This window comes from Flavobacterium sp. AED (assembly GCF_000812945.1).
Classification (GTDB): Bacteria; Bacteroidota; Bacteroidia; order Flavobacteriales; family Flavobacteriaceae; genus Flavobacterium.
The window spans coordinates 708,875-733,433 of record NZ_JSYM01000001.1 but is presented as its reverse complement, the minus strand read 5'-3'; the positions used below and the strand labels follow the sequence as shown (position 1 = coordinate 733,433).

General features: G+C 32.8%; 20 protein-coding genes and 1 tRNA gene. 11 read left to right on the top strand and 10 right to left on the bottom strand.

Translation table 11 applies throughout. The annotated features are described in order from the left end of the window. Positions 1–151 precede the first annotated feature (151 nt). From OA85_RS03325 to OA85_RS03295, 7 genes are all read left to right on the top strand, one after another. Positions 152–1,102, top strand: coding sequence for an isopenicillin N synthase family oxygenase (locus tag OA85_RS03325; protein ID WP_039108078.1), 951 nt, complete (start codon positions 152–154; stop codon positions 1,100–1,102). Between the two features lie 138 nt (positions 1,103–1,240). Further along, entirely contained in the window at positions 1,241–1,570 is a 330-nt protein-coding gene (locus OA85_RS03320; RefSeq protein WP_039109329.1) for a translation initiation factor, read from the top strand. Positions 1,571–1,622: 52 nt separating this feature from the next. Continuing rightward, positions 1,623–2,492, top strand: a complete 870-nt coding sequence (locus OA85_RS03315; RefSeq protein ID WP_039108077.1) for a nucleoside phosphorylase — start codon at positions 1,623–1,625, stop codon at positions 2,490–2,492. A gap of 97 nt (positions 2,493–2,589) precedes the next feature. After that, a complete protein-coding gene (locus OA85_RS03310; RefSeq protein ID WP_039108076.1) occupies positions 2,590–3,714 on the top strand; it encodes an SDR family oxidoreductase in 1,125 nt (374 codons plus the stop codon). Between the two features lie 113 nt (positions 3,715–3,827). After that, positions 3,828–4,061, top strand: a complete 234-nt coding sequence (locus OA85_RS03305; protein WP_039108075.1) for a hypothetical protein — start codon at positions 3,828–3,830, stop codon at positions 4,059–4,061. 5 nt (positions 4,062–4,066) lie between these two features. Then, positions 4,067–4,918 carry a substrate-binding domain-containing protein gene (locus tag OA85_RS03300; protein WP_039108074.1) on the top strand — a complete coding sequence of 284 codons (852 nt, stop codon included), beginning with the start codon at positions 4,067–4,069 and terminating at the stop codon, positions 4,916–4,918. 20 nt (positions 4,919–4,938) lie between these two features. Beyond that, entirely contained in the window at positions 4,939–5,871 is a 933-nt protein-coding gene (locus OA85_RS03295; protein ID WP_039108073.1) for a hypothetical protein, read from the top strand. A gap of 46 nt (positions 5,872–5,917) precedes the next feature. Here the strand turns inward: OA85_RS03295 and OA85_RS03290 are convergent, their stop codons facing one another. The 6 genes from OA85_RS03290 to OA85_RS03265 all read right to left on the bottom strand — a co-directional run bounded on the left by OA85_RS03290 (position 5,918) and on the right by OA85_RS03265 (position 16,589). Continuing rightward, a complete protein-coding gene (locus OA85_RS03290; RefSeq protein ID WP_039108072.1) occupies positions 5,918–7,216 on the bottom strand; it encodes a TolC family protein in 1,299 nt (432 codons plus the stop codon). Then, complete coding sequence (locus OA85_RS03285) at positions 7,209–9,629, bottom strand: ABC transporter permease (protein ID WP_039108070.1); 2,421 nt, start codon at positions 9,627–9,629, stop codon at positions 7,209–7,211. The genes OA85_RS03290 and OA85_RS03285 overlap by 8 nt, the downstream gene beginning before the upstream one ends. A gap of 2 nt (positions 9,630–9,631) precedes the next feature. Next, complete coding sequence (locus OA85_RS03280) at positions 9,632–12,061, bottom strand: ABC transporter permease (protein WP_039108069.1); 2,430 nt, start codon at positions 12,059–12,061, stop codon at positions 9,632–9,634. Positions 12,062–12,063: 2 nt separating this feature from the next. Next, on the bottom strand, positions 12,064–14,487 hold the full coding sequence (locus OA85_RS03275; RefSeq protein ID WP_039108068.1) for an ABC transporter permease: 2,424 nt from the start codon (positions 14,485–14,487) through the stop codon (positions 12,064–12,066). A 115-nt stretch (positions 14,488–14,602) separates the two neighbouring features. Further along, positions 14,603–15,304 (bottom strand): ABC transporter ATP-binding protein, encoded by a 702-nt coding sequence (locus OA85_RS03270; RefSeq protein ID WP_039108067.1) that lies wholly within the window; start codon positions 15,302–15,304, stop codon positions 14,603–14,605. A 46-nt stretch (positions 15,305–15,350) separates the two neighbouring features. Beyond that, on the bottom strand, positions 15,351–16,589 hold the full coding sequence (locus tag OA85_RS03265; RefSeq protein ID WP_156129405.1) for an efflux RND transporter periplasmic adaptor subunit: 1,239 nt from the start codon (positions 16,587–16,589) through the stop codon (positions 15,351–15,353). A 140-nt stretch (positions 16,590–16,729) separates the two neighbouring features. On the opposite strand from OA85_RS03265, the gene OA85_RS03260 reads away from it, so the two are divergent. The 3 genes from OA85_RS03260 (at position 16,730) to OA85_RS03250 (ending at position 21,088) form a co-directional block, all read left to right on the top strand. Further along, entirely contained in the window at positions 16,730–18,079 is a 1,350-nt protein-coding gene (locus OA85_RS03260) for a sigma-54 dependent transcriptional regulator (RefSeq protein WP_039108065.1), read from the top strand. Between the two features lies 1 nt (position 18,080). Then, a complete protein-coding gene (locus OA85_RS03255; RefSeq protein ID WP_039108064.1) occupies positions 18,081–19,415 on the top strand; it encodes a PAS domain-containing sensor histidine kinase in 1,335 nt (444 codons plus the stop codon). A gap of 215 nt (positions 19,416–19,630) precedes the next feature. Next, positions 19,631–21,088: an NAD(P)/FAD-dependent oxidoreductase gene (locus tag OA85_RS03250; RefSeq protein WP_039108063.1), complete on the top strand. Its 1,458-nt coding sequence runs from the start codon at positions 19,631–19,633 to the stop codon at positions 21,086–21,088. A 26-nt stretch (positions 21,089–21,114) separates the two neighbouring features. Here the strand turns inward: OA85_RS03250 and OA85_RS03245 are convergent, their stop codons facing one another. The 4 genes from OA85_RS03245 to OA85_RS03230 form a co-directional block, all read right to left on the bottom strand. Beyond that, on the bottom strand, positions 21,115–21,396 hold the full coding sequence (locus tag OA85_RS03245) for a hypothetical protein (RefSeq protein ID WP_039108061.1): 282 nt from the start codon (positions 21,394–21,396) through the stop codon (positions 21,115–21,117). Between the two features lie 6 nt (positions 21,397–21,402). After that, positions 21,403–21,753 (bottom strand): hypothetical protein, encoded by a 351-nt coding sequence (locus OA85_RS03240; protein WP_039109328.1) that lies wholly within the window; start codon positions 21,751–21,753, stop codon positions 21,403–21,405. Between the two features lie 101 nt (positions 21,754–21,854). Beyond that, a complete protein-coding gene (locus tag OA85_RS03235; protein ID WP_039109326.1) occupies positions 21,855–22,328 on the bottom strand; it encodes a GNAT family N-acetyltransferase in 474 nt (157 codons plus the stop codon). 103 nt (positions 22,329–22,431) lie between these two features. After that, positions 22,432–22,509, bottom strand: a tRNA-Val gene (locus OA85_RS03230). Between the two features lie 213 nt (positions 22,510–22,722). Between OA85_RS03230 and OA85_RS03225 the strand changes: the two genes are divergently transcribed. Next, positions 22,723–24,510 (top strand): ABC transporter ATP-binding protein, encoded by a 1,788-nt coding sequence (locus OA85_RS03225; protein WP_039108060.1) that lies wholly within the window; start codon positions 22,723–22,725, stop codon positions 24,508–24,510. Positions 24,511–24,559 lie beyond the last annotated feature (49 nt).

Below are 24,559 nucleotides of genomic sequence, written 5' to 3'. Positions count from 1 at the left end.
CAAAGATAAAAAAATATAACAGTTTAGTATTATTTTGTTATATTTTTTTATTTTGTTTGTGATTTTTAAAATACAGATATAAAATTATTCTTTACATTTGTATCTGCAAGGTTTTTAGACGTTGTAAGTTATAAAAAAATATTTTAAAAGTATGCAAAACATTCCTAGTGTTGACTTGCGTGATTTCCTTTCGGACGACCCGAAACGTAAACAAAAATTTGTAAATGAAATCGGAAGTGCATTTGAAGATATTGGCTTCGTAGCACTCAAAGGGCATTTTTTAGGCGACCAGTTGGTTGATGAATTGTATGGTGAAATCAGAAATTTTTTCACTTTGCCATTGGAAACAAAGCGTAGTTATGAAATTCCTGGAATTGGCGGACAAAGAGGCTATGTTTCTTTTGGAACTGAGCACGCCAAAGGCAGAAAAGAAGGGGATTTAAAAGAGTTTTGGCATTTTGGGCAATATGTATCCAAAGATTCCAAATATGCTTCAGAATACCCTGAAAATGTTGAAGTAAAAGAATTGCCTCGTTTTAATGTGGTAGGTAAAGAAGCCTACCAAATGCTGGAAAAAACAGGTGTTTATGTCCTGAGAGCTTTGGCTTTGCATCTTGGTTTGGATGAATTTTATTTTGACAATTATGCCAAAGATGGAAATTCAATCTTAAGACCTATTCATTATCCACCTATTACTTCTGAGCCAGCCAATGCCATTCGTGCGGCTGCTCATGGCGATATCAATTTGATTACTTTATTGATGGGAGCGCAAGGAAGAGGGTTACAAGTTCAAAATCATGATGGTGAATGGATTGATGCCATTGCTGAACCTGACGAATTGGTAATTAATGTGGGCGATATGTTATCGCGTCATACCAATAACAAGTTAAAATCTACGATTCATCAAGTAGTAAATCCTCCGAGAGAATTATGGGGAACTTCACGTTATTCTATTCCGTTTTTTATGCATCCGGTAAGTGATATGAAATTAGATTGTTTGGAGAACTGTATTGATGCAGAAAACCCAAAGAAATTTGAAGATATTACTGCAGGAGCTTATTTATACGAACGTTTAGTAGATTTGGGACTTATTAAAAAATAAAACTTAAATTTACGTCAAATACTAAAAGACATTGAGTGTATACTTAATGTCTTTTGTTTTTTACTCTTTAGAAATTAAGAAAATGAACTTTATATTCTAAATTTATAAATGGTTTTAAATAAAATTAATTTTAAAATTATGGACTTAAAAGACCAATTAAAAAACCTTTTTCCGGATCACGAACCATCTCCTGAAGAAGCAATTGAAGAAGTTGCCCACGAATTATACGTTCAAAAAGAACCTATGATTTGCAAATTCGAAAAACGAAAAGGAAAAGCTACAACTATAATCGAGGGCTACGAAGGAACAGATGAGGATTTTAAAATTCTTGCCAAAGAAATCAAAACCAAATTAAGTGTTGGTGGAACTTTTAAAGAGGATTCCATCATTATACAAGGCGATTATCGGGATAAAATCATGACTATTTTAAAAGAAAAAGGCTTTAAAGTAAAACGTGTTGGAGGCTAGGAAAAAGGTTCAGTTGAGCAACTGTAAACCTTAAACTTTAAACAAAAAAATAATGATTCAATCATCAGAATTAATATTAAATCCAGATGGCAGTGTATACCATTTGAATTTAAAACCGGAAAATATTGCGCATGATATCATCTTTGTAGGTGACCAAAATCGTGTCGAAAAAATCACACATTTTTTTGACAGTATCGAATTTTCTGCTCAAAAAAGAGAGTTCAAAACCCAAACCGGAATTTTCAAAGGAAAGAGAATTACTGTGATGTCAACGGGAATTGGTCCAGATAATATTGATATTGTCATGAACGAATTGGATGCTTTGGTTAATATTGATTTGAAAACCCGTCAACCAAAAGAAAATCTAACTTCATTAAACATCATCCGTATTGGGACTTCCGGCTCTTTACAGGCAGATATTCCCGTGGATAGTTTTGTGATGTCTAAATTTGGATTAGGCTTGGACAACATGCTCCGCTCCTATTTAATTGACGAAGTTTCGAATATTGAAATGGAAGAAGCTTTTATAAAACACACCAATTGGGATTTGCGAAAAGGGAAACCGTATGTAATTTCGTGTTCTTCGTCACTGGAAAAAATGATTGAAAGCGACAAAATGCATAAAGGAATTACAGCAACTGCCGGAGGTTTTTACGGTCCACAAGGGCGTGTGTTGCGACTAAATATTCAAGATGAAGCATTGAATTCTAAAATGGATAATTTTAAATTTGGTGACAACCAAATCACAAACTTAGAGATGGAAACAGCAGCTATATATGGACTTTCGGCTCTTTTAGGACATAATGCGTTATCGTTAAACGCTATAATTGCCAATCGGGCTTCGGGAACTTTTAGTGAAGATCCATATAAAGCGGTCGATGAATTGATTGCATATACATTAGATAAAATTGCTTTAGGGTAAAACGTTCTAATTTTCAAAATCTCATCCATTTGTAGTTTTAAAAAAGTTCTACTTTAATTTTTTTAAAACTACATTTGTTTTTTAGAACAATCCAATAATGAAAATAATACTTACAGGTGCTACAGGAGTTTTAGGTTCTCATATTATGTATGAAATTCTGGAACTTTTTATCAACAATAAAATTGACGGAAAACTTTTTCTTATCGCAAGAAATAAAGGAAAAAACTCCGCTTTAGATAGAATAAACGAACTCTTATCCAGTAGTTACACTCCTAAAATCATAAAAGAAAAAGGGCTGTCAAATCTGCACGAATATATCGAAATCATCGATACGGATTTAGCTTCAATTCAAGATACTTTTCCAAACCAAATAAAAGGTGCTTATTTTATTCATTCGGCTGGATACGTGAATTTATCTACAGATGAAGAGCTACGAGAGAAAATTTTTGATGAAAATACTACAATCACAAAATCACTTTTCAATATATTTCATCCCTTTATAAAAAAGTTCATCTATATAGGAACTGCTTTTTCATCAGGAATCCGAAAAGGAGTAATTGATAATGATTTTCATAGTTTAAGTTTTAAACCAGAGCATCGCAATGCGTATGAAAATGCCAAATTCCATTCGGAAAATTTTATAGCCCAAGAATGCCAAAAAATAGGTTTACCCTTCCAAATTCTCCGTCCAAGTGTTATTGGAGGTAAAATGCTGGGAACCGAAAACCAATATTTCATTCCGAAATACATGGTTTTTTATCTTTTGGCAAAATTCTTTCACTTTACTTCCCAACGAAAAGGCGAACAAGAAAATGTTCGTTTTATCGTCAATGAAGAAACAGGTTTGAACATTATTCCTGTCGATTATGTCGCAAAAGTGATTGTAAACACATTCGAAAGAGAAGATATTGAACAACTTAATATTGTAAATAATAAAAGTTTCAATATGATAAATGGATTACAGTTGATTATGAAAGAGGTGGGATACACCAATTTCACTTTAATACAAAATCCTTTAGATTTCAAATATAAAAACGTCATTGAAAAATTGTATTATGAAAGTATTGGTAAGCATTTAAGTCCCTATTTTACAACTGCTGCCAACGAATACGATACTGCCTTATTGAACTCTATTCTTGAAATACCAAAACTGGACCAAGAAGCGTTTACCAATATGATTCGTTATGCAAGAGTGAATAATTTTAAAGATATTAATGTGTAATTTCAGGAGCTAATTCCCGCTGTACACTGCAATTTATTGCGCCGAACCCCGGCACAATAGGATTTACGTTTTCATCGAGGCTAGTTAAAACGATTGACGATAAAAAAATATTTATGAATTATTTTGGTAGAATATTTTTTAATTTTATTGGAGCTTCAATTAGATGGATATTTGGAACCATTTGGAGAACTTTATCAAATAAAGATAAATTTACTTTTGATGAATATTTATATGGTCCAAAAAAAAATGCTAATTATTATGACGAAATGGGACATCAATTTAACAACAAAATAATAGGAGGTATTTTCTTTTTTGTTTTAATAATAATTATTCAAAAAATATTTTAATAAAAATGACAACAATAAAAATAGCTGGAGTTCCTGAACATTTTAATCTTCCTTGGCATTTAAGCATCGAAAACGGAGATTTCGAAAAAGAAAATATCGATTTACAATGGACTGACGTTCCTGAAGGAACCGGTAAAATGTGCCAAATGCTTCGTGATGGGGAAACTGATATTGCCGTAATCCTAACCGAAGGAATCGTAAAAGATATCGTTGCCGGGAATCCTAGTAAAATTGTTCAGGTTTATGTAGAAAGTCCTTTAATTTGGGGGATTCACGTAGCTGCAAACTCCAATTATAAAACGGTAGCTGATCTAGAAAATACCAAAGTGGCAATTTCCAGATTAGGTTCTGGTTCGCAATTAATGGCATATGTCAATGCTGATAATCAAGGTTGGAAAACGGATAATCTGCAGTTTGAAATTGTAAATACCATTGATGGCGCGGTTGAAGCTTTGACAAACGGAACTGCTGATTATTTTATGTGGGAACGTTTCATGACAAAACCACTTGTTGACAAAGGAATTTTCCGCAGAGTTGGCGACTGCCCTACGCCTTGGCCTTGTTTTGTAATTGCTATTCGGGATGAAGTTTTAGAAAAAGATCCAAAAATCATTTCTAAAATTTTAGAAATCATCAATCAAACAACTCTAGAATTTAAAGACATTCCTAGTATTGACAAAATTTTAGCGTCAAATTACAATCAAAAAATAGACGATATTCAGGAATGGCTTTCTTTAACGCAATGGTCACAAAAACCTTTAACAGAGAAAGTGTTAAACAAAATTCAAAATCAATTATTTCAACTTAAAATTATCGATAAAAAAGGTACTTTTGATGCAATTGTAAAAGCAGTCTAGATTTCTGTTTTTATGTTATTATGATAAAAATAAAAAAAATTACTTTTCAAGGTATTAAACAAAAATTTCAGGTCAAAAAACCCTGGGATGACGTTATTATTTTTGTCTTAAACATATTAATTGCGATTCCGGTTTTTATAATTGTACATCAAAACCTAATTAATCCCAATTGGTTTTTTAATATTGACCGAATCATTTTGTTCCTACTCATCGTAGTATCAATACAATTAATCTTGAGATTTCTTCGAACAATTATTCTTATTTGCATTCTTTTGTATTTACTGGTCTTAATTTATGGTTCCGTGATTGGGAATTATGGTTTCAACAGTGTTTTTGAAGACTATAATTCAATGATGTATTCCATGTCGTACAATCCGTATCCGCAGGACATAATCATTGCCAAACTGCTTCCGTTTCCTAATAAATCAAAAATCATTAATGCCATAGAATATCAGAATCCAAAAGTGAGGAATTTTGCGATTATGGCAACAACTAAATATTTCAAAAATGTAAAGGGATATTCTGATTACAGAACTATTATTCAATGTTTTGCTGTATTTAAAGAAATAAATCATCGATGGAATTATGTGAGTGATCCTAAAGATGGGGATTATATTGCATCTGCCAGTGAATCATTAGACTATTTTTCAGGCGATTGCGATGATCATTCCATCTTAATGGCAGCAAGTGTCAGAGCAATTGGTGGAACTCCCCGATTAATTCATACTAAAGGACATATTTATCCCGAAATATTAATTGGCTCCCAAAAAGATTTAGAAAAAGTAAATTTTCTAATTAAAAATGTTTTGTTTGTAAATGAAAGTAACGAGAAACAACTTCATTATCACATCGATGAACGTGGTCAAATATGGATGAATCTCGACTATACAGCTACTTATCCAGGTGGACCGTTTTTATCCGAAGAAATTCTGGGGGCATTAACTTTAGAATAAAACTATATTAAGAATTGTAAATACTTTAAATTCTAGGCTTCATTTTTTATAAAACATTATTTTTCAACAGATTTATTTTCAGGTCAATATATTGCAGTTGAAGATTGTTTTTCAACACTTCATACTCAGCCGTCAGCAATTGGTTTTTCACAGTGGAATATAAAACCGCTTCTATTTTTCCACTTATAAACTTTGCTTGCGTAGTAATTAGTGAAGCTTTGGCATATCTTAGTTTTTCTATCAATTTATTCTGAAGTTCCAAATAATTTCTTTTGTTTTGTTCTTCTAAAACGACTTGTTTGTCTAATTGTTGTTTTTCTTGCTCTAAGACCAGTTTTACCTTATCACTTACTATTTTTGATGCACTGATTTTTTTATTATTTCTAAAGCCATTAAAAACAGGAACATTCAACTGCATACCTATTTGTTGACTTCTGTTGTTTTCTAATTGATTCTTAAAACTATCTGTGTTCACTTGATTTAAAGTTTTATAATAAAAAGTGGAATATCCATAATAAGCTGACAATGTGGGCAAATTACTAGCTCTTTCTAAGCTTATCGACTTCAAACTATTTTGATAATGGAGTTCAGCAAGCTTTATTTTAGGATTATATACTATCTTTTCAATAGCGTCAGTTGTTGCTTCGTTCAAATAGAGCTCCAAAACCACTTTATCAGTTGCAACATTAGTAACATTCATTAATTGAAATAATTGCGTTTTTTTAATTGCATACAACTGTTCAGTTTCCAAATTTCTATTTTCTTCCTCCGAAAAGCTCAATTGCATATCATACAAATCACTTTGAGGTTTACTCCCAATGGCGACTTCTTTCGTTACTCTGTCCAAGTTGAAAATAGTTTGTTTGAGTTGCTCTTTTTGAATTTTTAATAATTCTTGAGTGTAAAGTGCCTGATAATAGCTTTCTAAAAGCTGTAATTTATATTCATTTTCTACAACATCTTTCTCGGCTTTAGCCAATTCAATATTTATTTTATCTTTTTGAGCATTTGCAAAAGCACTGAAATCAATTAGATTTGTTCGGGCATTGCCATAAAAATTATTATTTTGCAAATTAGAACTTATCCTTCCGTTTGTTGAAGGATCAATGGTAGAACCAAAATTATAACCTTGTTCACCATATAAATTGATCGTTGGCAACATTCGATTTAAAACGGAGTTTTGTGACTTCTGTGTTCTTTTAATTTCTAGCTGTCTGATTTTTATTTCGATATTATTCTGAAACCCCATTTCCATACACTTTGTAAGCGACCAAGGATTTTCCTGGCCGCTTGCAAAAGCACAAAATAGTATAAAGACTACTGTTAAAACGATTCTATTATTCATATTTTAAATATTTCAATATGTCTGTTTTTGTTGCTTGATAAGCTCTTGATAACACAATTATTAGTGTTAAAACTAATAAGATTATAAATCCAAATACGAATGGAAATACAGCTATATCTATCCTAAAGGCGAAATTTTCAAGCCATTTGTTTAATAAATAATACACTGGAAATAAGGCTATTAAAAACCCAATTATACAATACAAAATATATTGTTTTGATAACTCTTTCAACAAAACAGTAGTATCTGCTCCAAGTGTTTTTCGGATTGCAATTTCTTTCATTCGCCTTTGTATCGAATAGGAAGCCAAAGCAAATAATCCGAAAAGAGCAATTAGAATTACCACTACATTCAACAATGAAAAAAGATTTTTTTGTTTTACATATTCTTCATAAGTCCTTGCGTATTGTTTGTCTACAAAATCATATTTAAAAGGATATTCGGTATCCACAGAACTCCATAATTTCTCGATATCGGCTATTGTATTTTCAACATTATCCGATTTTAATTTCACGTAAACCTTACCTATATTTTGAGCAATACCCACAGTTTTAGGATGATAAAAGCACATTGGTGGAACTTCGGCTTCGGGGCTCAATAAATTGAAATCTTTAACTATTCCAATGATTTTTAATTTTCTTTTTCTAATGCTAATTTCCTGTCCCAAAGCATCCTTCATGCTCATCAATTTTTGAGCAGTTTCATTAATTAGTACCGAAGAAATAGTGTCAGAAGCATATTTTTTTTCAAGTCCCCTGCCTTTTATAACTTTTATCTTCATCATTTGTAAAAAATCATAATCTATTGCAACCGTACGCTCTTTAAAAAGTACATCCTTATACAATACCGGACCTACTGAATTATCCGAACCGTCAAAAGACATAAGAGCTGTTGAACTGTTTTCAACTCCTTTTATTTTTGCCAACTCTTGTTTAATAGTAGTGTATTTGTTGTAAATGTTTAGTCCGGGGTTTTCTACTTCATAATCTGAATTAGGGAAATTTAAGTTGATTGCAATTACCTGATCTCCTCTGAAACCCAAATCTTTATTAATTAAATAGTTGACTTGCTGATAAACAATATGAGATCCAATAATGAAAAATGTTGCAATGGCAAACTGAAAAACTAACATTCCGTTGCGCAACCAAACGCCACTTTTACTTCTTCCAAAATTTCCTTTCAGCACTTTTAAGGTTTCAAAATTAGAAACATAAATAGCCGGAAATATTCCCGCAGCCAAAATTGTAAGAATGAATATTACAATCAGTTCTAAATAAAACTGAGTGCCAATAATTTTTAAATTTTTACCTAAAAAGGCATTATAATAAGGCAAAACCAATTCAACAATTACCAAAGACAATAGAATCGAAAAAGAACTGATCAGAATCGTTTCAAAAACAAACTGCCTGATAATATTGCCTTTTGATGCGCCCGAAATTTTGCGAACACCTACTTCTTTCGCTCGTTTTATGGCATTGGCGGTAGCCAAATTGATATAATTAACAATCGATAAAAAGAGTATCAAAATAGATAATCCAGCCATAATTATTAGAAACTGATAATTGCCCCGACCTTCCGGATAACCATCTATACTCGAATGCAATCTGGCTTGTGAAAGCGGTTCCATGAAAACTGTAAAATGCCCTAATTTCTTCGTCATTTCCTCTGGAGTAAAGCCGGCTTCTTTTGCCGTTTTTACTATTCCTTCATCGTAGTACGCTTTTTCCAGCATTTTTCTTGTACTTTCCACTTTTGAAGGATCTTTTAGTTTTAAGAGAATTTTTAATGAAAAAAGACCGTATTGTTTTTCTGAATCCATTATATTTTTCAAAGTGTTCACCACAACATCCGGGGCAATTGAAGAATTACCTGGAATGCGATATACAGCACGAACTGTAAACATAGTATCAAAGCATTTGATTTGTTTGCCAATTGGATTTTCATTACCAAATACTCGCTTAGAAAGATTTTCAGAAATTGCAATGCTTGTATTATCTTTCAATGCTGAAATCGCATTTCCTTGAATCATTTTAAAAGGAAAAAGAGAAAAGAAATCACGCTCGGTATTGATGATTTTATCTACTAAAGTTTTCTTACCGTTGTAAATAATTTTGTCATTTTGATACCAATCGTCAGCAAAAACAATAGTTTCAACATTTGTGTCTTTTTCTAAATGAGGTTTCAATCGCGCCGGATGTTCTGCCATAATTGGCATATCAGTCAATTTTACCAATACCTGATAGACTTTTTCTTTTTCAGGATTCCAAGCATCATAGCTTTGTTCGTCGTTCCAATACAGCAAAGCAAAAATTAATCCCGCAATTCCTATTGCCAATCCTAAAACATTCAAAGCTGAAAATAACTTGTTGTTTTTAAGATGGTAAATAAATATGTTAATCCAATTTTTCAGCATGGTTATTCGTATTTTAAATAGTATAAAACATCTACTCTTGTGGCTTGATAAGCTCTTGAAAGTACCACTATTAGGGTTAAGGACAGTAAAGCTACAAATCCAATTAAAAAAGGATAGATTGAAATATCTATTCTGTAAGCGAAATTCTCCAACCATTTGTTGAGTAAATAATAGGCTGGAAATAAGGCAATCAAAAATCCTATGACACAATAAATGATGTATTGTTTGGATAATTCTTTAAGTAAAACATTTGTTTCGGCACCAAGCGTTTTTCGAATAGCAATTTCTTTCATTCGTCTTTGTATCGAATACGAAGCCAAAGAGAATAATCCGAAGAGAGCGATGCCAATTACAATTACATTTAATAATGTAAACAGGTTCTTCTGTTTTACATAGGTTTTATAAGTTCGCATATAACTTTTATCAATAAAATCATATTGAAATGGATAATCTGAATCCACATTTTTAATCCAGAATTTTTCAATAGCTGCAATAGTTTGCTCTGTATTTTCAGCTTTCACTTTTACGTAGATATGTTGTATATTTCCAATCATCCAGCCAATTGTTTTGAAGTGAAAAAAGACCATTGGAGGTACATTCCCTTGTGGATTATAAAGGCTGAAGTCTTTTACGACACCAATAATTTTGAGTTTATTACCATTCCAATCGACAATTTTACCAATTGGATTTTTCTCGTTCATTATCTTTAAAGCGGTTTCATTGACCATCATCGAATTTATAGTATCTGAAGCGATTTTTGGATCCATATAACGGCCTTGTGCCATTTCAATTTTCATCATTTCAAGCATCCCAAAATCAACTGCCAAATTTTGACCTTGAATATTATTGCCTTTATAACTAAAACTCGAAGAAGAATCATTTCCCCCACCAAACTTGAATGCTCCGGTTGCTACTTGCTCTACTCCTTCTATTTTTAAAATTTCATTTTTGATAGTGGTGTATCGATCAAATATCTGCTGTTCTGAATTTTTCGCGTTACGAATGGCCTCAGGTTTGTAATAAAAAATTTCTAAAACCTGTTCCCCTGAAAATCCTAAGTTTTTATTGGCTAGATAGCGTACTTGCTCGTACACAATATAAGAACCGATAATGAAGAAGGAAGCAATGCCAAATTGCAGAATTAACATTCCGTTCCGAAGCCAGACACCACTTTTACTTCTTCCAAAATTCCCTTTCAACACTTTTAAAGTTTCAAAATTAGATACATATATCGCTGGAAAAACGCCTGCACAAACCACAGTAATTATAAAAATGAAAATAGTTTGGAGATAAAATTGGTTTCCATAAATGATTAATTTTTTATCTAAAAACTCATTATAATATGGTAATGACAGTTCAACAATAACCAAGGCCAGCAAAATAGAAATCGAAACAGTAATTATAGTTTCAAACAAAAACTGTTTGACTATTTCAGCTTTTGAAGCACCAACAATTTTTCGCACACCTACTTCTTTTGCTCGACGAATAGCATTTGCTGTTGCCAGATTGATATAATTGACTATAGATAATATCAAAATTAAAATAGACAATCCAACCATTATCAGTAAAAATTGGTAATTTCCATTCCCTTCAGGCATTCCTTGTCCTTTAGAATGTAATCTGGAAACTGAAAGAGGTTCTAATATGAAATTAAAATGACCATATTTTGATTCAAATTCTTTTGGACTGATTCCTTCTCCTTTTGCTTCTTTAACTATTTTATTTTGATAGTAAATTGAAGTGATTTTTTTCGAAATTTCATTCGCTTTTGAAGGGTCTTTTAACTTGATAAACCAACCATTATTAAAATTTCCCCAATTATCTTTATCTTGATTAATCCTTCTTTTCATATTGTTCACTACTGCATCAGGAGCAATCGATGAATTACCGGTAATTTTATATACAGCGGTTACGGTTAGAATTTGATTTTCATATTGAATTTGTTTCCCAATAGGATTTTCTGTTCCAAAAAATTGTATCGCCGTTTCTTGTTTCATAGCAATACTATTTTCATTTTGCAATACCGTTTTTGGATTTCCCTGAAGAAACTCAAAAGGAAAAAAATCAAAGAAATCATTTTCAGCGTTAAACAATTTTTGAATAATAATTTTTTTGCCTTTATATTTATAAAGTGGGGATTCGTACCAATTTTCGCAGTACATCATCTTTTCAATATTAGGCTCATTTTTTAAGAATGGTTCAATAGTAACTGGAGTATTTGCTCCTGCTTCGTTCTCTCCAATATCGACCAAAACCTGAAAAACATTCCCTTTTTCAGGATTCCAATCATTGTAACTCTTCTCATCATTCCAATAAAGTAAAGCAAAAATTAATCCCGCAATTCCAATACTCAAACCCAAAATATTCAAAGCTGTAAAAAGCTTGTTCTTTTTGATGTGATATAAAAATATATTTGTCCAATTTTTTAGCATGATTATTCGTATTTTAAGTATTTTAAAACATTCATTCTTGTTGCCTGATGCGCTCTCGAAAGCACCACCAATAATGTTAATGATTGCAAAACAATATATCCAATTAGAAATGGATAAATGGAAATTTCAATTCGATAAGCAAAATTCTCTAACCATTTGTTGAGTAAATAATAAGTTGGAAACAGCGTAATTAGAAATCCAATGATACAGAAAACAATGTATTGTTTTGACAATTCTTTCAATAAAACATTCGTTTCGGCACCCAGCGTTTTTCTTATGGCAATTTCTTTCATGCGCCTTTCGATAGAAAATGAAGCTAGGCAGAATAATCCAAAAAGTGCAATTAAGATAACGACGATATTTAACAGCGAAAAAAGGTTTCTTTGACTGATGTAGTCGCTATACGTTCGGGCAAAATTTTTATCAACAAAATCATACGAAAAAGGATAACGAGTGTCGATTTTTTTTGTCCAAAATTTTTCTATTTCCGAAATCGTTTCTTCACTATTTCTTGGATTTATTTTTACATAAAGTCGGCTTAAAAAACTACTTTCTGAAATAGTTTTCAAATGGTAAAATAGCATCGGAGGAATTTCTTTCTGAGGTCCATAAACATTAAAATTTTGAACAATCCCAACAATTTTTAATCTTCGTATTCCAGGATTTTCGCCATCATCTCTAATGTCAAATTCTTTTCCAATTGGATTCTTTTCACCCATCATTTTTACCGCTGATTGGTTCACAAGTACTGAACTGATTGTATCCGAAGCAAATTTTGGCGAAATATCTCTTCCTTCAACAATTTTAATATTCATCAAGTCCAGCATCCCAAATTCCATTGACATATTATCAACTTCAACGTCTTTTCCTTTGTAGGCAAAAACGGAAGAGAAATAACCACCATATCCAAAAGAAAAATTACCTGCCGAAACTTTCTCAACACCTTTTATTTTCAATAATTCGTTTTGAATCATATCAAAATCTTTTGGCTTTTTTGGTTCGTTAAAATTGATATTTAAGACTTGATTTCCTTTAAATCCAAGTTCTTTATTAATCATAAAATTCACTTGCTGAAAGACGATGTAAGATCCTATAATGAAAAAAGAAGCTATTGCAAATTGCATAATAAGCATGGAATTTCTGAGCCAGATTCCTTTTTTACTTCGGCTGAAATTTCCTTTCAAAACGCTTAGGACTTCAAAATTTGAAATGTAAATTGCAGGAAAAATTCCGGCAAAAAGAACTGTGATTATAAAAACAAGAAGCAATTGGATATAAAATTGACCGCTGTACATGACCAATTCTTTAGATAAAAACTGATTGTAATAGGGTAAGAAAAGTTCAACAATTACCAAAGCAAAAAGTACAGCAAAGGACGTTGTAATCACGGTTTCCAATACAAATTGAAAAACGATTTGTGATTTTGCAGCACCAATAATTTTACGAACGCCAACTTCTTTTGCTCGTTTTATGGCATTTGCTGTGGCGAGATTTATATAATTCACAATAGAAAGAATTAAAATAAAGATCGACAAGCCAAGCATAATAAGCAAAAATTGATAATTACCACTTCCTTCTGGATAACCGTTAACTACTTTTGAATGCAATCTGGCGGTTTCCAAAGATTCTAAATAAGGTTTGTCTAAACCAAAATTTTTGATGTAATCTTCCGTCGAAATTCCTTTTTCTTTCGCTGCTTTTTTTGCTTGTTTTTCTATGTAAATATTCAAAATCTGCTTTTCAATCGCTTCTTTTCGTTCTGGATTTTTTAATTTTATAACTAAAAAACTAGTATGACTTTGCCAATTTTCAACATTTTTTTTGACATTTTCTTCAAATTCTTCACGTAAAACCACTGAAGGCGTGACAGAAGATTTTTCAGAAATTTTATAAACGCCGCCAACAACGCAATTCATTTCGCCAATTTTTATTGATTCGCCCATTGGATTTTCACTGCCAAATAAAAGCTCTGCTGTTTGCTCAGAAATCGCAACATTATTTTTGTTTTTCAAAGCTGTTTTTGCGCTTCCATTTGTAAATTGGAAAGGAAAAAAGAAGAAAAAATTGCCTTCCGATTTTAGAATTTTCTGAACAACTTCTTTCTTGTCTTTATATACAATAAGTGCTCCGTTGTAACCAGGTTGAAAATTACAATAAGATTCAACTTCAGTAGAATTTTGTTTTAGAGTTTTTCCTAAAGGAATAACATTGTAAGCCAAAAAGCCAGATCTGGGTTGATCATTTACAACTTGAAATATGCTTTCTTTTTCTGGATTCCAAGCGTTATAACTTTGTTCGTCATTCCAATATAAAATGGCGAAAATCAATCCTGCGATTCCAATACTTAATCCCAAAACGTTGAGAAAAGAAAACAGCTTGTTTTGCTTTAAGTGGTAAATAAATATTTTAATCCAGTTGAGTACCATGCCTTTTTGATTGTTTTAATTTTGATTTGATGAAAAGGTTAAGATGTTTACAAAAGAATTTGGCAAAGCATCTCAAAAACGATTATAATTATTGATATTAGGATACTTATCATTTCTATACTTTAAAAACATCAACATTGCGACTATTTGTTTTTTCCGAAAGGATTACTCCATCTTTCATCAAAATAATTTTTTCCGAAAAAGAAGCGTCATAATCTGAGTGTGTAACCATCAAAATTGTGGCACCGTTGGAATGTAAATCGGTAAGCAATTCCATTACTTCGTTTCCGTTTTTACTGTCCAGATTTCCTGTTGGTTCATCGGCAAGAATAATTTTCGGGTCGTTAATCAAAGCTCTGGCAACCGCTACACGCTGTTGCTGTCCTCCGGAAAGTTGCTGTGGATAATGTTTTAATCGGTGTGAGATCCCTAATTTTTCGGCAATTGCTTCCACTTTTTTCTTTCTGTCAGAAGATGGAACTTTATTATAAATTAATGGCAATTCGATATTGTCATAAACCGATAACTCGTCAATCAAATTGAAATTCTGAAAAATAAAACCAATATTTTCTTTTCTTGCTTTCGATTTTTCTTTCTCTTTTAGTCCAATCATTTCTTGGTTTAACAACTGATAGCTTCCGCTCGAAGCACTGTCCAATAATCCAACAATATTCAATAAAGTTGATTTTCCGCTTCCTGATGGCCCCATAATCGAAACGAAATCGCCTTGATTAATGGTTAAAGAAACTTCACCTAGTGCCATAGTTTCTACTTCTTCAGTTCTAAATACTTTTGAAAGGTTTTTAATTTGAATCATAATATTATTCGTTTTTTGATTGATGATATTTTTATATAATTATTTCTTATTCTAAATTTAATATTTCTACCTGTTTATAATCTTTATATGATGACGTTATTACTTTTTCGCCGGCTTTTAACCCATCAAGGACTTCATAATACAACGGATTTTCTCTCCCCAGTTTGATTGGTCTTCTTTCTGCTTTATTGCCATTGAGTACAAAAATCCATTTACCGCTGGTCTCTTCATTAAAACTTCCTTTCGAAAGTACTACCGTCTTTGTTTTTTCCGACAGATTTAATTTTACCCCAAAACTCAATCCTTGTTTTAAATCCAGTTTTTCAGAGGAAACAAAATCCAATTCCACTTGAAATCTTCCATTTTTGATTTCGGGAATTACTTTGGTTATTTGAACTTCGATGATTTTGCTTTCAAAATCCACAGTTCCTTTTTGTTGCTCTGCAATTTTATCCAAATAAAACTCATCAACATCAGCTACTAATTTATACCCTTTTCTATCATCAATAAAACCGATGCTCGTGTTTTGCGAATAGGTTTTTCCGAGTATCGGTTCGAATGAAGAAAGTCTTCCGGAAATTGGTGCTATAATTAGAAAATTCTTTTTATTCATTCTCAAAATATCCAAACTTTTATTCATGAAACCAATAGATTGATTGAGTTGTCCAATTTGTACTTGATTTGCTAGTTTTTCTTTTTTGACACTTTGTTTGATAATGTTCATTCGCTCTTTTTGGAAACGATAGTTCTCTTGAGTCTTTTCCCATTCGTTTTTAGAAAGTATTTCTTGTTCAAAAAGTTTCTTGTTCAATTCGAATAAATTTTTGGCATCGAGATAATCGTGTTCAATGGCAATCAAGTCTTTTTCTAAATTCAACTCTTGATTTCTTAAATCAAGTTTGGCTTTGTTCAAATTATTGATTTGTTCGATAATCGCTGTTTCCTGTTGCATATACGCCAGTTCTGCATTAGGATTGTATAATCTTGCCAACGGTTGTCCCTTGATAACCATATCGCCATTTTCGACAAATATTTCCTGAACGGCCCCGCCTTCAATGATATTAATTAACATTGAATTTAAAGGAATAGCTTTTGCTTGAAAGGACATGAAGTCTTCAAAAAAATCATTTTCAACTGTCTTAATCGTGATTTCAGTTTTTTTTACGTTAAAACTTCTTTTTTTGGTTGCAGAAGTAAAGACAAAATACCCAAAGAGTAAGATAATTGGCAAAGCGATTAAAAGATACTTATTTTTGTTAGTTTTACTTGTGATTACGGTGTCCATTGTTGATGATTTGATAAGCATAAAGAGATTTTCGTGCCAAAAACTTAAACATTGTAACAGCCTTATTTTTAAGTTTTTATTTTTAATACAATTTTAATAGTGTTCATTATTGAACACCTTTTGTCCGAAACCGAACAGTAATGAAGAAGACCAACGCCTCAATATTAGTTATAGACGACCAAGAAGACATTCTTTTTGCTTCCAAAATGCTCCTTAAAAAGTATTTTGAGAACATTTATACGCTCAATAACCCGAAAAATGTAGTTGAATTAGTAGCACAAAACACAATAGATGTCGTTTTGCTGGATATGAATTACAGAATAGGATTTGAGGATGGAAAAGAAGGTTTGTATTTATTAAAAGAAATAAAAACACTTTCGCCTAAAACCGTTGTTATTTTGATGACCGCTTTTGGCAAGGTTGAAACGGCTGTAGAAGGCTTAAAATCGGGTGCTTTTGATTATATTTTAAAGCCTTGGGAAAACGAAAAATTACTTAGCGTTGTTAAGCAAGCTGTCGATAAAAGCCGGAAAGATCAAAAGAAACCAAATACTATTGAGAGTTCCGATGATTTTTTCGTCGGTAATTCGGATGTTATAAAAAAGGCGTATTCTTTGGCAGATAAAGTTGCTAAAACCGATGCTAATGTTTTAATACTTGGAGAGAACGGAACTGGTAAATATGTTTTGTCACATCATATTTACCGTCAATCAGAGCGAAAAAATAACCCTTTTATTCATGTTGATTTGGGTTCGTTGAATTCGAATATTTTTGAAAGCGAATTATTCGGTTATGCCAAAGGTGCTTTTACAGATGCTAAAATCGACACTCCCGGACGTTTTGAAATGGCTCAAAACGGGACTATATTTTTGGACGAAATAGGAAATGTTCCGTTGCATTTACAATCTAAACTCTTACAGGTTATTCAAACCAAAACAGTAACCCGATTGGGAGAATCAAAAGCTAGACCGTTGAATGTTCGCATTATCACGGCTACTAACATGGATTTAAAACAAGAAGTTACCGATAAAAATTTTCGTGAAGATTTGTACTATCGCATCAACACTATGGAAATCGTCTTGCCTCCATTACGGGAACGAAACGAAGATAAAATCCCTTTGGCGCACTATCTTTTGCAAAAAATGATTGATAAATACTCCCGAGAGGAAATCATTTTTGACGAAAAAGCATTGGAACAAATAGCAAAGCACGCTTGGAACGGAAACATTCGGGAAATGGAAAACAGAATAGAACGTGCCGTGATTCTTTGTGAGAACAATCATATTACTGTTTCCGATTTGGATTTGGAACAAATAACAACTTACGAGGATAATCAAGAGGATATTCAGCTTTCGGCTGTAGAAAAATCTGCTATCGAAAAAATCCTGCTTAAGAATAACAATAACATCAGTAAAACCGCTGAAGAACTAGGATTGTCAAGAGCATCCTTATACCGTCGTTTAGAAAAATATAACATCAGCACCAATTAATATGTTTACATCCTGGAAAATATACCAACTACTTTTTGTTCGATTGATTTTTATTCTTTTCGTTGCTGGAATTTCCATCTTTCTTTTTCAAAAAGAATTGGTTTTTACAGCAGTATTTAGTCTTCTTATTATTTTTCTGCTCCTAGTTGAAATATATTTTTACATCAAAAATGCCTTTTTGCTTTATGACAGAACGATTACTTCAATTTTGCAAAATGATTTTACATCCGATTTTTCAAAACATAAATCGTATCAAAACTATTCCAACTTATTCAAGTTGTATGAAACACTGAAAAACAAAGAAAATGAGCAGGTTTCAAAAGATATTGTGTATCGTTCTATTTTAAACAATATTGAAACGGGAATTATTATTCTGCAAAAAGAAGGAAACGACTGGAATATTTTTTTGATGAATGATTATTTTTCCAAGCATTTTGATGTGCCAAAAGTCTCCAAATGGAAGTATCTAAAAAATCACTTGCCTTCGCTATGTAAAATTATGGAGGAACAGAATTTTCAGGAAATCAAAACGTCATTAGAGATCCGCGTTAATCAGCAAGACACGCAAACATTTGTGATGCAAACGTCGAGAAGTGAAATTTACAATCGGGATTATTTTATTGTTTTGCTGGATTCGATTCAAAATGTAATCGAGAAAAAAGAAAAAGAGGCTTGGATTAATTTGATGAAGGTGATTTCACATGAACTTTTAAATTCGATTACTCCTATTCGCTCATTATCCCAGAATTTACAGGATTTGGTACAGCAGGAAACCATTTCAGCAGAAGATTTAGATGATATGAAAAGTAGTGTTGCCACGATGTTGAGACGAAGCGACCATTTACAACAATTTGTAGAAAGTTATCGCAAACTAGCCATGTTGCCCTCTCCCAAAAAAGAAAAAATAGAATTATCAAAATGGATTGAAAACTGTTTTCAAATAATGGCGCCCATTTTTAAGCAAGAACAAATAGAAGTTCTCAATACAATTGCTTTCGACCGCAGGCTAAATATTGATCCGCAACAAATGGAGCAAGTATTGATTAATCTTTTGACGAATTGCATTTATACTTTGAAAGAAACGCTAAATAAACAGATTATTATTTCCGCGGAAGTCAAAGAAAAGAGAACTTTTATTATGATTACCGATACTGGAAAAGGCATTGAAAAAGAAATAGAAAGCAAAATATTCTTGCCATTTTTCACTACTCGAAAAGAAGGTGCCGGAATTGGATTAACGTTGTCCAAAAGCATTGTTGAGGCTCATGGCGGCTATCTTGCGTATAGAAATGATGATGAAAAAACCACTTTTGTAATTTGTCTGGTTGACAATTAATTGTAATAATTATTATTCAGCTTGTATTTGGGGTTTCTCCCTAAACTCTAAAGTAGTTTTGTACTGGTAATCTTTTGTCTTAAATTTGCGGATCTGCTACAAGCGGCAAAACGCTGAAAATCATAATCACTACTTTACTATTTGGTCCAGCATCAATTGTATTGGCTAAGTTTTTATTCTAGAGAGCAGTCAAGACCAAGTTAAATGAAGAAGAAGTGAAAAAAGTAGAAAATGAAGAAGCAAGCTGGACTATTTGTCTGGAATGTAAGGGACGCGGTAAAAAAAGTCGAGGACTCAGCAATAAAGCACGACTCCGCTACCAGATGGCATTCGAACAATTTGAAAAAACAAATGGTGAAGGAATAGCTCCAGTTCGTCCTAAGGGTCATCTACACTCCTGCTTGGATTGTTCGGGATCTGGTTTGATTCATGCTTCCAGTCCTCCTGTAGCGGATAAAGAAAACTACCCACACCTTGCTATTATAGGTGGTGGTATAGGAGGAGTTGCTCTGGCTGTAGCTTGTTTGCATCGCGGAATCCCTTTCACTCTTTATGAGCGCGATAGCAATTTTGATGCTCGGTCCCAGGGCTACGGACTCACGCTCCAACAAGCTAGCAAAGCGATTGAGGGATTAGGTATTTTTTCATTAGAAGAAGGAGTGATTTCAACAAGACATGTGGTTCATACTACAGCAGGAAAAGTAATCGGTGAATGGGGCATCCGAAAGTGGATACCGTCAGATGCGAAAACATTTCAAAAACGAACCAACATACATATTGCACGGCAATCTTTACGATTAGCCTTGATTGAACAACTCGGCGGACATAACGCTGTACAGTGGGGACATCAGTTAGTAGATTTTGCAGCATGCGTGGGTGAAGGTGTTAATCTGACTTTTCAAGTAGACGGGAAAATAAAAAGCGTCAAAGCAGATCTAGTGGTTGGAGCTGATGGTATTCGTAGTTCAGTACGTAAGCTGTTGATTGGTGATGCTATTACCCCTTTACGTTACCTCAATTGTATTGTGATATTGGGCATTTGTCCTTTGAGTGCTCTCGAAGGGCTGAATAGTTCTTTACTGGACTCGGCCACTGTATTCCAAACCGCCAATGGCAATGAACGAATCTATATAATGCCTTATACGTCAGACTCGGTGATGTGGCAGCTTAGCTTCCCAATGTCAGAAAAAGAGGCTAAGGCATTAAGCGCTCAAGGACCTCAAGCACTCAAAGAAGAAGCCTGTCGCAGAACACAGTGGCACAGCCCTATACCTGAAATATTAGCAACGACTTTAGAAGCTCAAATTTCTGGCTATCCTGTTTATGATCGGGAATTACTTAGTTCAGAATTACTGGAAAAAGCGGGAAAAGTGACTTTGATTGGAGATGCTGCTCACCCAATGAGTCCATTCAAAGGACAAGGGGCGAATCAAGCGCTGCTGGACGCACTCAAACTGGCTCGCAGGATTTCAAGAGAATGCCGACCTTTATCTGAATGGAGAAAAGCTGGAATAAGGGAAAGTGTATTAACTGAATTTGAAGCAGAAATGTTAGAACGCTCTGCTACCAAAGTGAAAGATTCAGCCGAAGCTGCGCTGTTCCTACATTCCAAAATTGTGCTTCATGAGGGTGATGAGCCGAGAGGACGGTGTCTGAAGAAAAAAGACGTATAAACAAAGTGCTTAAATTCTTTCAATATTTAGCTTATGAAGTGAAAAGTCTTTAAGGATTTTCCATTTGGAAAAAAAGACTCTTCATTTTCAATAAGTCTTAGTCCCCTTTTTTTTGCTTCAATTACAAGAATATCTGGATCTACAAGCTGAAAAATTGACCCTACTTTTAGAACGCTTGCAATTCCTGACTGGCTCACTGATTGCACACCGTTATTTGATTGTATCGATACTATAAGATTTCCACCAGTTTGAAGATTGTTTATTGAAAATTCTAAAGCCTTATCAATACCTGTATATTCTAATACCAAAGCTGCCTATATAAAATCAGCTTTACAAAATACTTTGGCATCGGTGGTAATATTAAAATTTATAAGATTTAAAGAAGGTATTTTATCGTGATATCTTTCGTGAGCCGTATTGAGATAGTCCTGATTAATATCGATACCAATTACATTCTCGGTAACATTATTATCAATATGTTCTAAACCATTTCCACCTGCAACTCCTAAAAAAAGGCAAGTTTTAGGTTCTATGTTATTTAAATATTTCTTGGTCAATGAATTCAAAACTTCTAATTGCCCAACTGAATTATGAGACATATGATTTTCATAATCTTCTAGAGGTATTTCGTTCCAAGGATTAATATTTTTTTGCACCTTTTTCATAACTTTCTTAGCGGGAGTATTTAATTAATACTTAAAGCTACAAAACTTAAATCTGTATCAATTGATAAAAAAATTAGATCTATTTTCTTTTTATGTTGTTCTTATAAAAGCTTTTCCATATAAGTTGTTCCTTCTACTGGATTGCTGAAATATGGTATTATTTCATAAAATCCAAACGAGATGTATAGCTCCTTCGCTTTTTGTAAAGTTGGAATAACATCAAGTCTTATTTTTTTATAACCAAGACTACGAGCCGATTCTAGTGCTTTTTGAAGAAGTGTAACACCTATTTTATATCCTCTATAAGAATCTCTAACATAAAGCCTTTTAAGTTCAGCAATTTCATTTTCTACTCTTCTAACACCTACACAACCAACAATTTCTTCGTTATCTAAAGCAAAAAAAAGTGCTCCTTCATTTGCACCATACATCTTCGTCATTTTTGCAAATTCATTCGGCAAATTCATATATGCAAGATCAATACCCAATATATCAAGATATTCAATTATAATATCTTTGCATTTTTCAAAATCTTGTTCACTTTCGGCTAAATGATATTTAATCTGTTTTTCCATTAAAAAAAAATAATTTAGATTATCTACCGAAGTTCTTGGTTCAAATCTAAAGTTGGGAAAAAATAAAATAATAAAAAACTCCATTATTTCTAATGGAGTTTCTTGGTGGGCGATGAGGGGTTCGAACCCCCGACCCCCTCGGTGTAAACGAGGTGCTCTGAACCAGCTGAGCTAATCGCCCTAGTACAATTTAGTAATTTTCATTTCCTTATTGCGAGTGCAAATATACACCTAGAAATCGTATTTACAAGTGAAATAGTAAAAAAATAAAATAAAAAATAGCAATAATTCTCTTTCGTACTCGCTAATAGCACTTTAAATACAGGATGAAACCATACTATTTTTTTGTATTGAGGTGTTATAGTCTTACATTTGTGACAATAAATTATAAATAATGGCAAGGTTTAAAGAAAATGATTTACCAAAATCAAAAATTACCGCAAGTTCACTTACTAAAGCAACTCTAATATTTCAATATGCAGGAAATCATCGTTGGAAATTTTATGTAGGTTTAGTTTTTTTACTGCTAACAGGTGCAACCGCACTTGCTTTCCCTAAATTAATGGGAATGCTTATCGACTGTGTGAAAAATAAAGATAATGCACAGGCGAATTATATTGCCTTGGGATTAGTTGTTATTTTATTTTTTCAATCTATTTTTTCCTTTTTCAGATTGTCATTATTTGTCAATTTTACGGAACATACGTTAGCCAATCTTAGACTAGCTTTGTATAGCAATTTGGTAAAGTTACCCATGTCATTCTTTTCGCAAAAACGTGTTGGTGAATTGAACAGCAGAATCAGTTCTGATATAACCCAAATACAAGATACCCTAACTTCCACTATAGCTGAATTCTTAAGACAATTCATTTTAATTATTGGCGGTGTTCTTTTATTGGCGAATGAAAGTATCAAATTAACGTTGTTGATGTTGTCTGTTGTTCCGCTTGTGGCAGTTGCTGCAGTTATTTTTGGACGATTTATCAGAAAATATTCGAAAAACGTTCAAGACAAAGTTGCTGAAAGTCAGGTTATTGTTGAAGAAACCATGCAAGGAATTACTATTGTTAAGGCTTTCGCCAATGAATGGTATGAAATTGCCCGTTATAATGGCAAAATAAAAGAAGTGGTTAAAATTGCCATCAAAGGAGGAAAATACCGAGGTTACTTTGCTTCATTCATTATTTTCTGTCTTTTTGGAGCCATTGTTGCCGTAGTTTGGTTTGGCGTTCGTTTGAGCATTAGCGGAGAGATGAGCGTAGGACAATTAATTTCATTTGTATTATACTCTACATTTGTAGGTGCCTCTTTTGGAGGAATTGCAGAACTTTATGCACAAATCCAAAAGGCGATTGGTGCAACCGAACGTGTTTTTGAATTATTGGATGAAACTCCTGAAAAAATCAATTCAATTCAAAATGCATCGGCTGCACATAAAATAAAAGGGAATGTCACTTTCAAGAATGTAGCGTTCAGTTATCATTCGAGAAAAGAAATCAAAGTGTTGAAAGATGTTAGTTTCACTGCTAATTATGGTCAAAAAATAGCGATTGTAGGTCCAAGTGGAACCGGAAAATCAACTATTGCTTCTTTATTATTGCGTTTTTATAATATTGATAGTGGAGAAATATTGGTGGACGAGAAAAATATTTACGATTATGATTTAGAAAATCTTCGAGGAAATATGAGTATTGTACCTCAAGATGTAATTTTATTTGGTGGAACCATCAAAGAAAATATTGCCTACGGAAAACCAGATGCTACCGAAGCAGAAATTCTTCTGGCAGCAAAACAAGCAAATGCTTTAAATTTCATTGAAAGTTTCCCAGAAAAATTCGAAACTATTGTGGGGGAAAGAGGAATTAAACTTTCTGGTGGACAAAGACAACGTATTGCTATTGCGAGAGCATTGCTAAAAAATCCAAGTATTTTGATTTTGGATGAAGCCACATCTTCATTAGACAGTGAAAGTGAAAAATTAGTTCAGGAAGCTTTAGAAATCTTGATGGAAGGTAGAACGAGTATTATTATTGCGCATCGTCTTTCGACTATAAGAAGCGCAGATCAAATTTTAGTTCTTGATAATGGGAAAATTACAGAGCAAGGAACACACCAGGAACTGATTGCTTTAGAAAATGGTATGTATAAGAATTTAAGCAATTTACAGTTTAGTAATTCTTAAACTTCATAAATGTTCTGCATAAAAAAACTCCATTTAGCAAAAGCGAATG

Coding starts and splice junctions, on each gene's coding strand:
- OA85_RS03265 (WP_156129405.1), bottom strand. CDS start 16,589: ATGGACACCGTAATCACAAGTAAAACTAACAAAAATAAGTATCTTTTA.
- OA85_RS03320 (WP_039109329.1), top strand. CDS start 1,241: ATGGACTTAAAAGACCAATTAAAAAACCTTTTTCCGGATCACGAACCA.
- OA85_RS03235 (WP_039109326.1), bottom strand. CDS start 22,328: ATGGAAAAACAGATTAAATATCATTTAGCCGAAAGTGAACAAGATTTT.
- OA85_RS03275 (WP_039108068.1), bottom strand. CDS start 14,487: ATGGTACTCAACTGGATTAAAATATTTATTTACCACTTAAAGCAAAAC.
- OA85_RS03310 (WP_039108076.1), top strand. CDS start 2,590: ATGAAAATAATACTTACAGGTGCTACAGGAGTTTTAGGTTCTCATATT.
- OA85_RS03285 (WP_039108070.1), bottom strand. CDS start 9,629: ATGCTGAAAAATTGGATTAACATATTTATTTACCATCTTAAAAACAAC.
- OA85_RS03225 (WP_039108060.1), top strand. CDS start 22,723: ATGGCAAGGTTTAAAGAAAATGATTTACCAAAATCAAAAATTACCGCA.
- OA85_RS03325 (WP_039108078.1), top strand. CDS start 152: ATGCAAAACATTCCTAGTGTTGACTTGCGTGATTTCCTTTCGGACGAC.
- OA85_RS03290 (WP_039108072.1), bottom strand. CDS start 7,216: ATGAATAATAGAATCGTTTTAACAGTAGTCTTTATACTATTTTGTGCT.
- OA85_RS03280 (WP_039108069.1), bottom strand. CDS start 12,061: ATGCTAAAAAATTGGACAAATATATTTTTATATCACATCAAAAAGAAC.
- OA85_RS03300 (WP_039108074.1), top strand. CDS start 4,067: ATGACAACAATAAAAATAGCTGGAGTTCCTGAACATTTTAATCTTCCT.
- OA85_RS03270 (WP_039108067.1), bottom strand. CDS start 15,304: ATGATTCAAATTAAAAACCTTTCAAAAGTATTTAGAACTGAAGAAGTA.
- OA85_RS03260 (WP_039108065.1), top strand. CDS start 16,730: ATGAAGAAGACCAACGCCTCAATATTAGTTATAGACGACCAAGAAGAC.
- OA85_RS03255 (WP_039108064.1), top strand. CDS start 18,081: ATGTTTACATCCTGGAAAATATACCAACTACTTTTTGTTCGATTGATT.
- OA85_RS03240 (WP_039109328.1), bottom strand. CDS start 21,753: ATGAAAAAGGTGCAAAAAAATATTAATCCTTGGAACGAAATACCTCTA.
- OA85_RS03315 (WP_039108077.1), top strand. CDS start 1,623: ATGATTCAATCATCAGAATTAATATTAAATCCAGATGGCAGTGTATAC.
- OA85_RS03295 (WP_039108073.1), top strand. CDS start 4,939: ATGATAAAAATAAAAAAAATTACTTTTCAAGGTATTAAACAAAAATTT.
- OA85_RS03305 (WP_039108075.1), top strand. CDS start 3,828: ATGAATTATTTTGGTAGAATATTTTTTAATTTTATTGGAGCTTCAATT.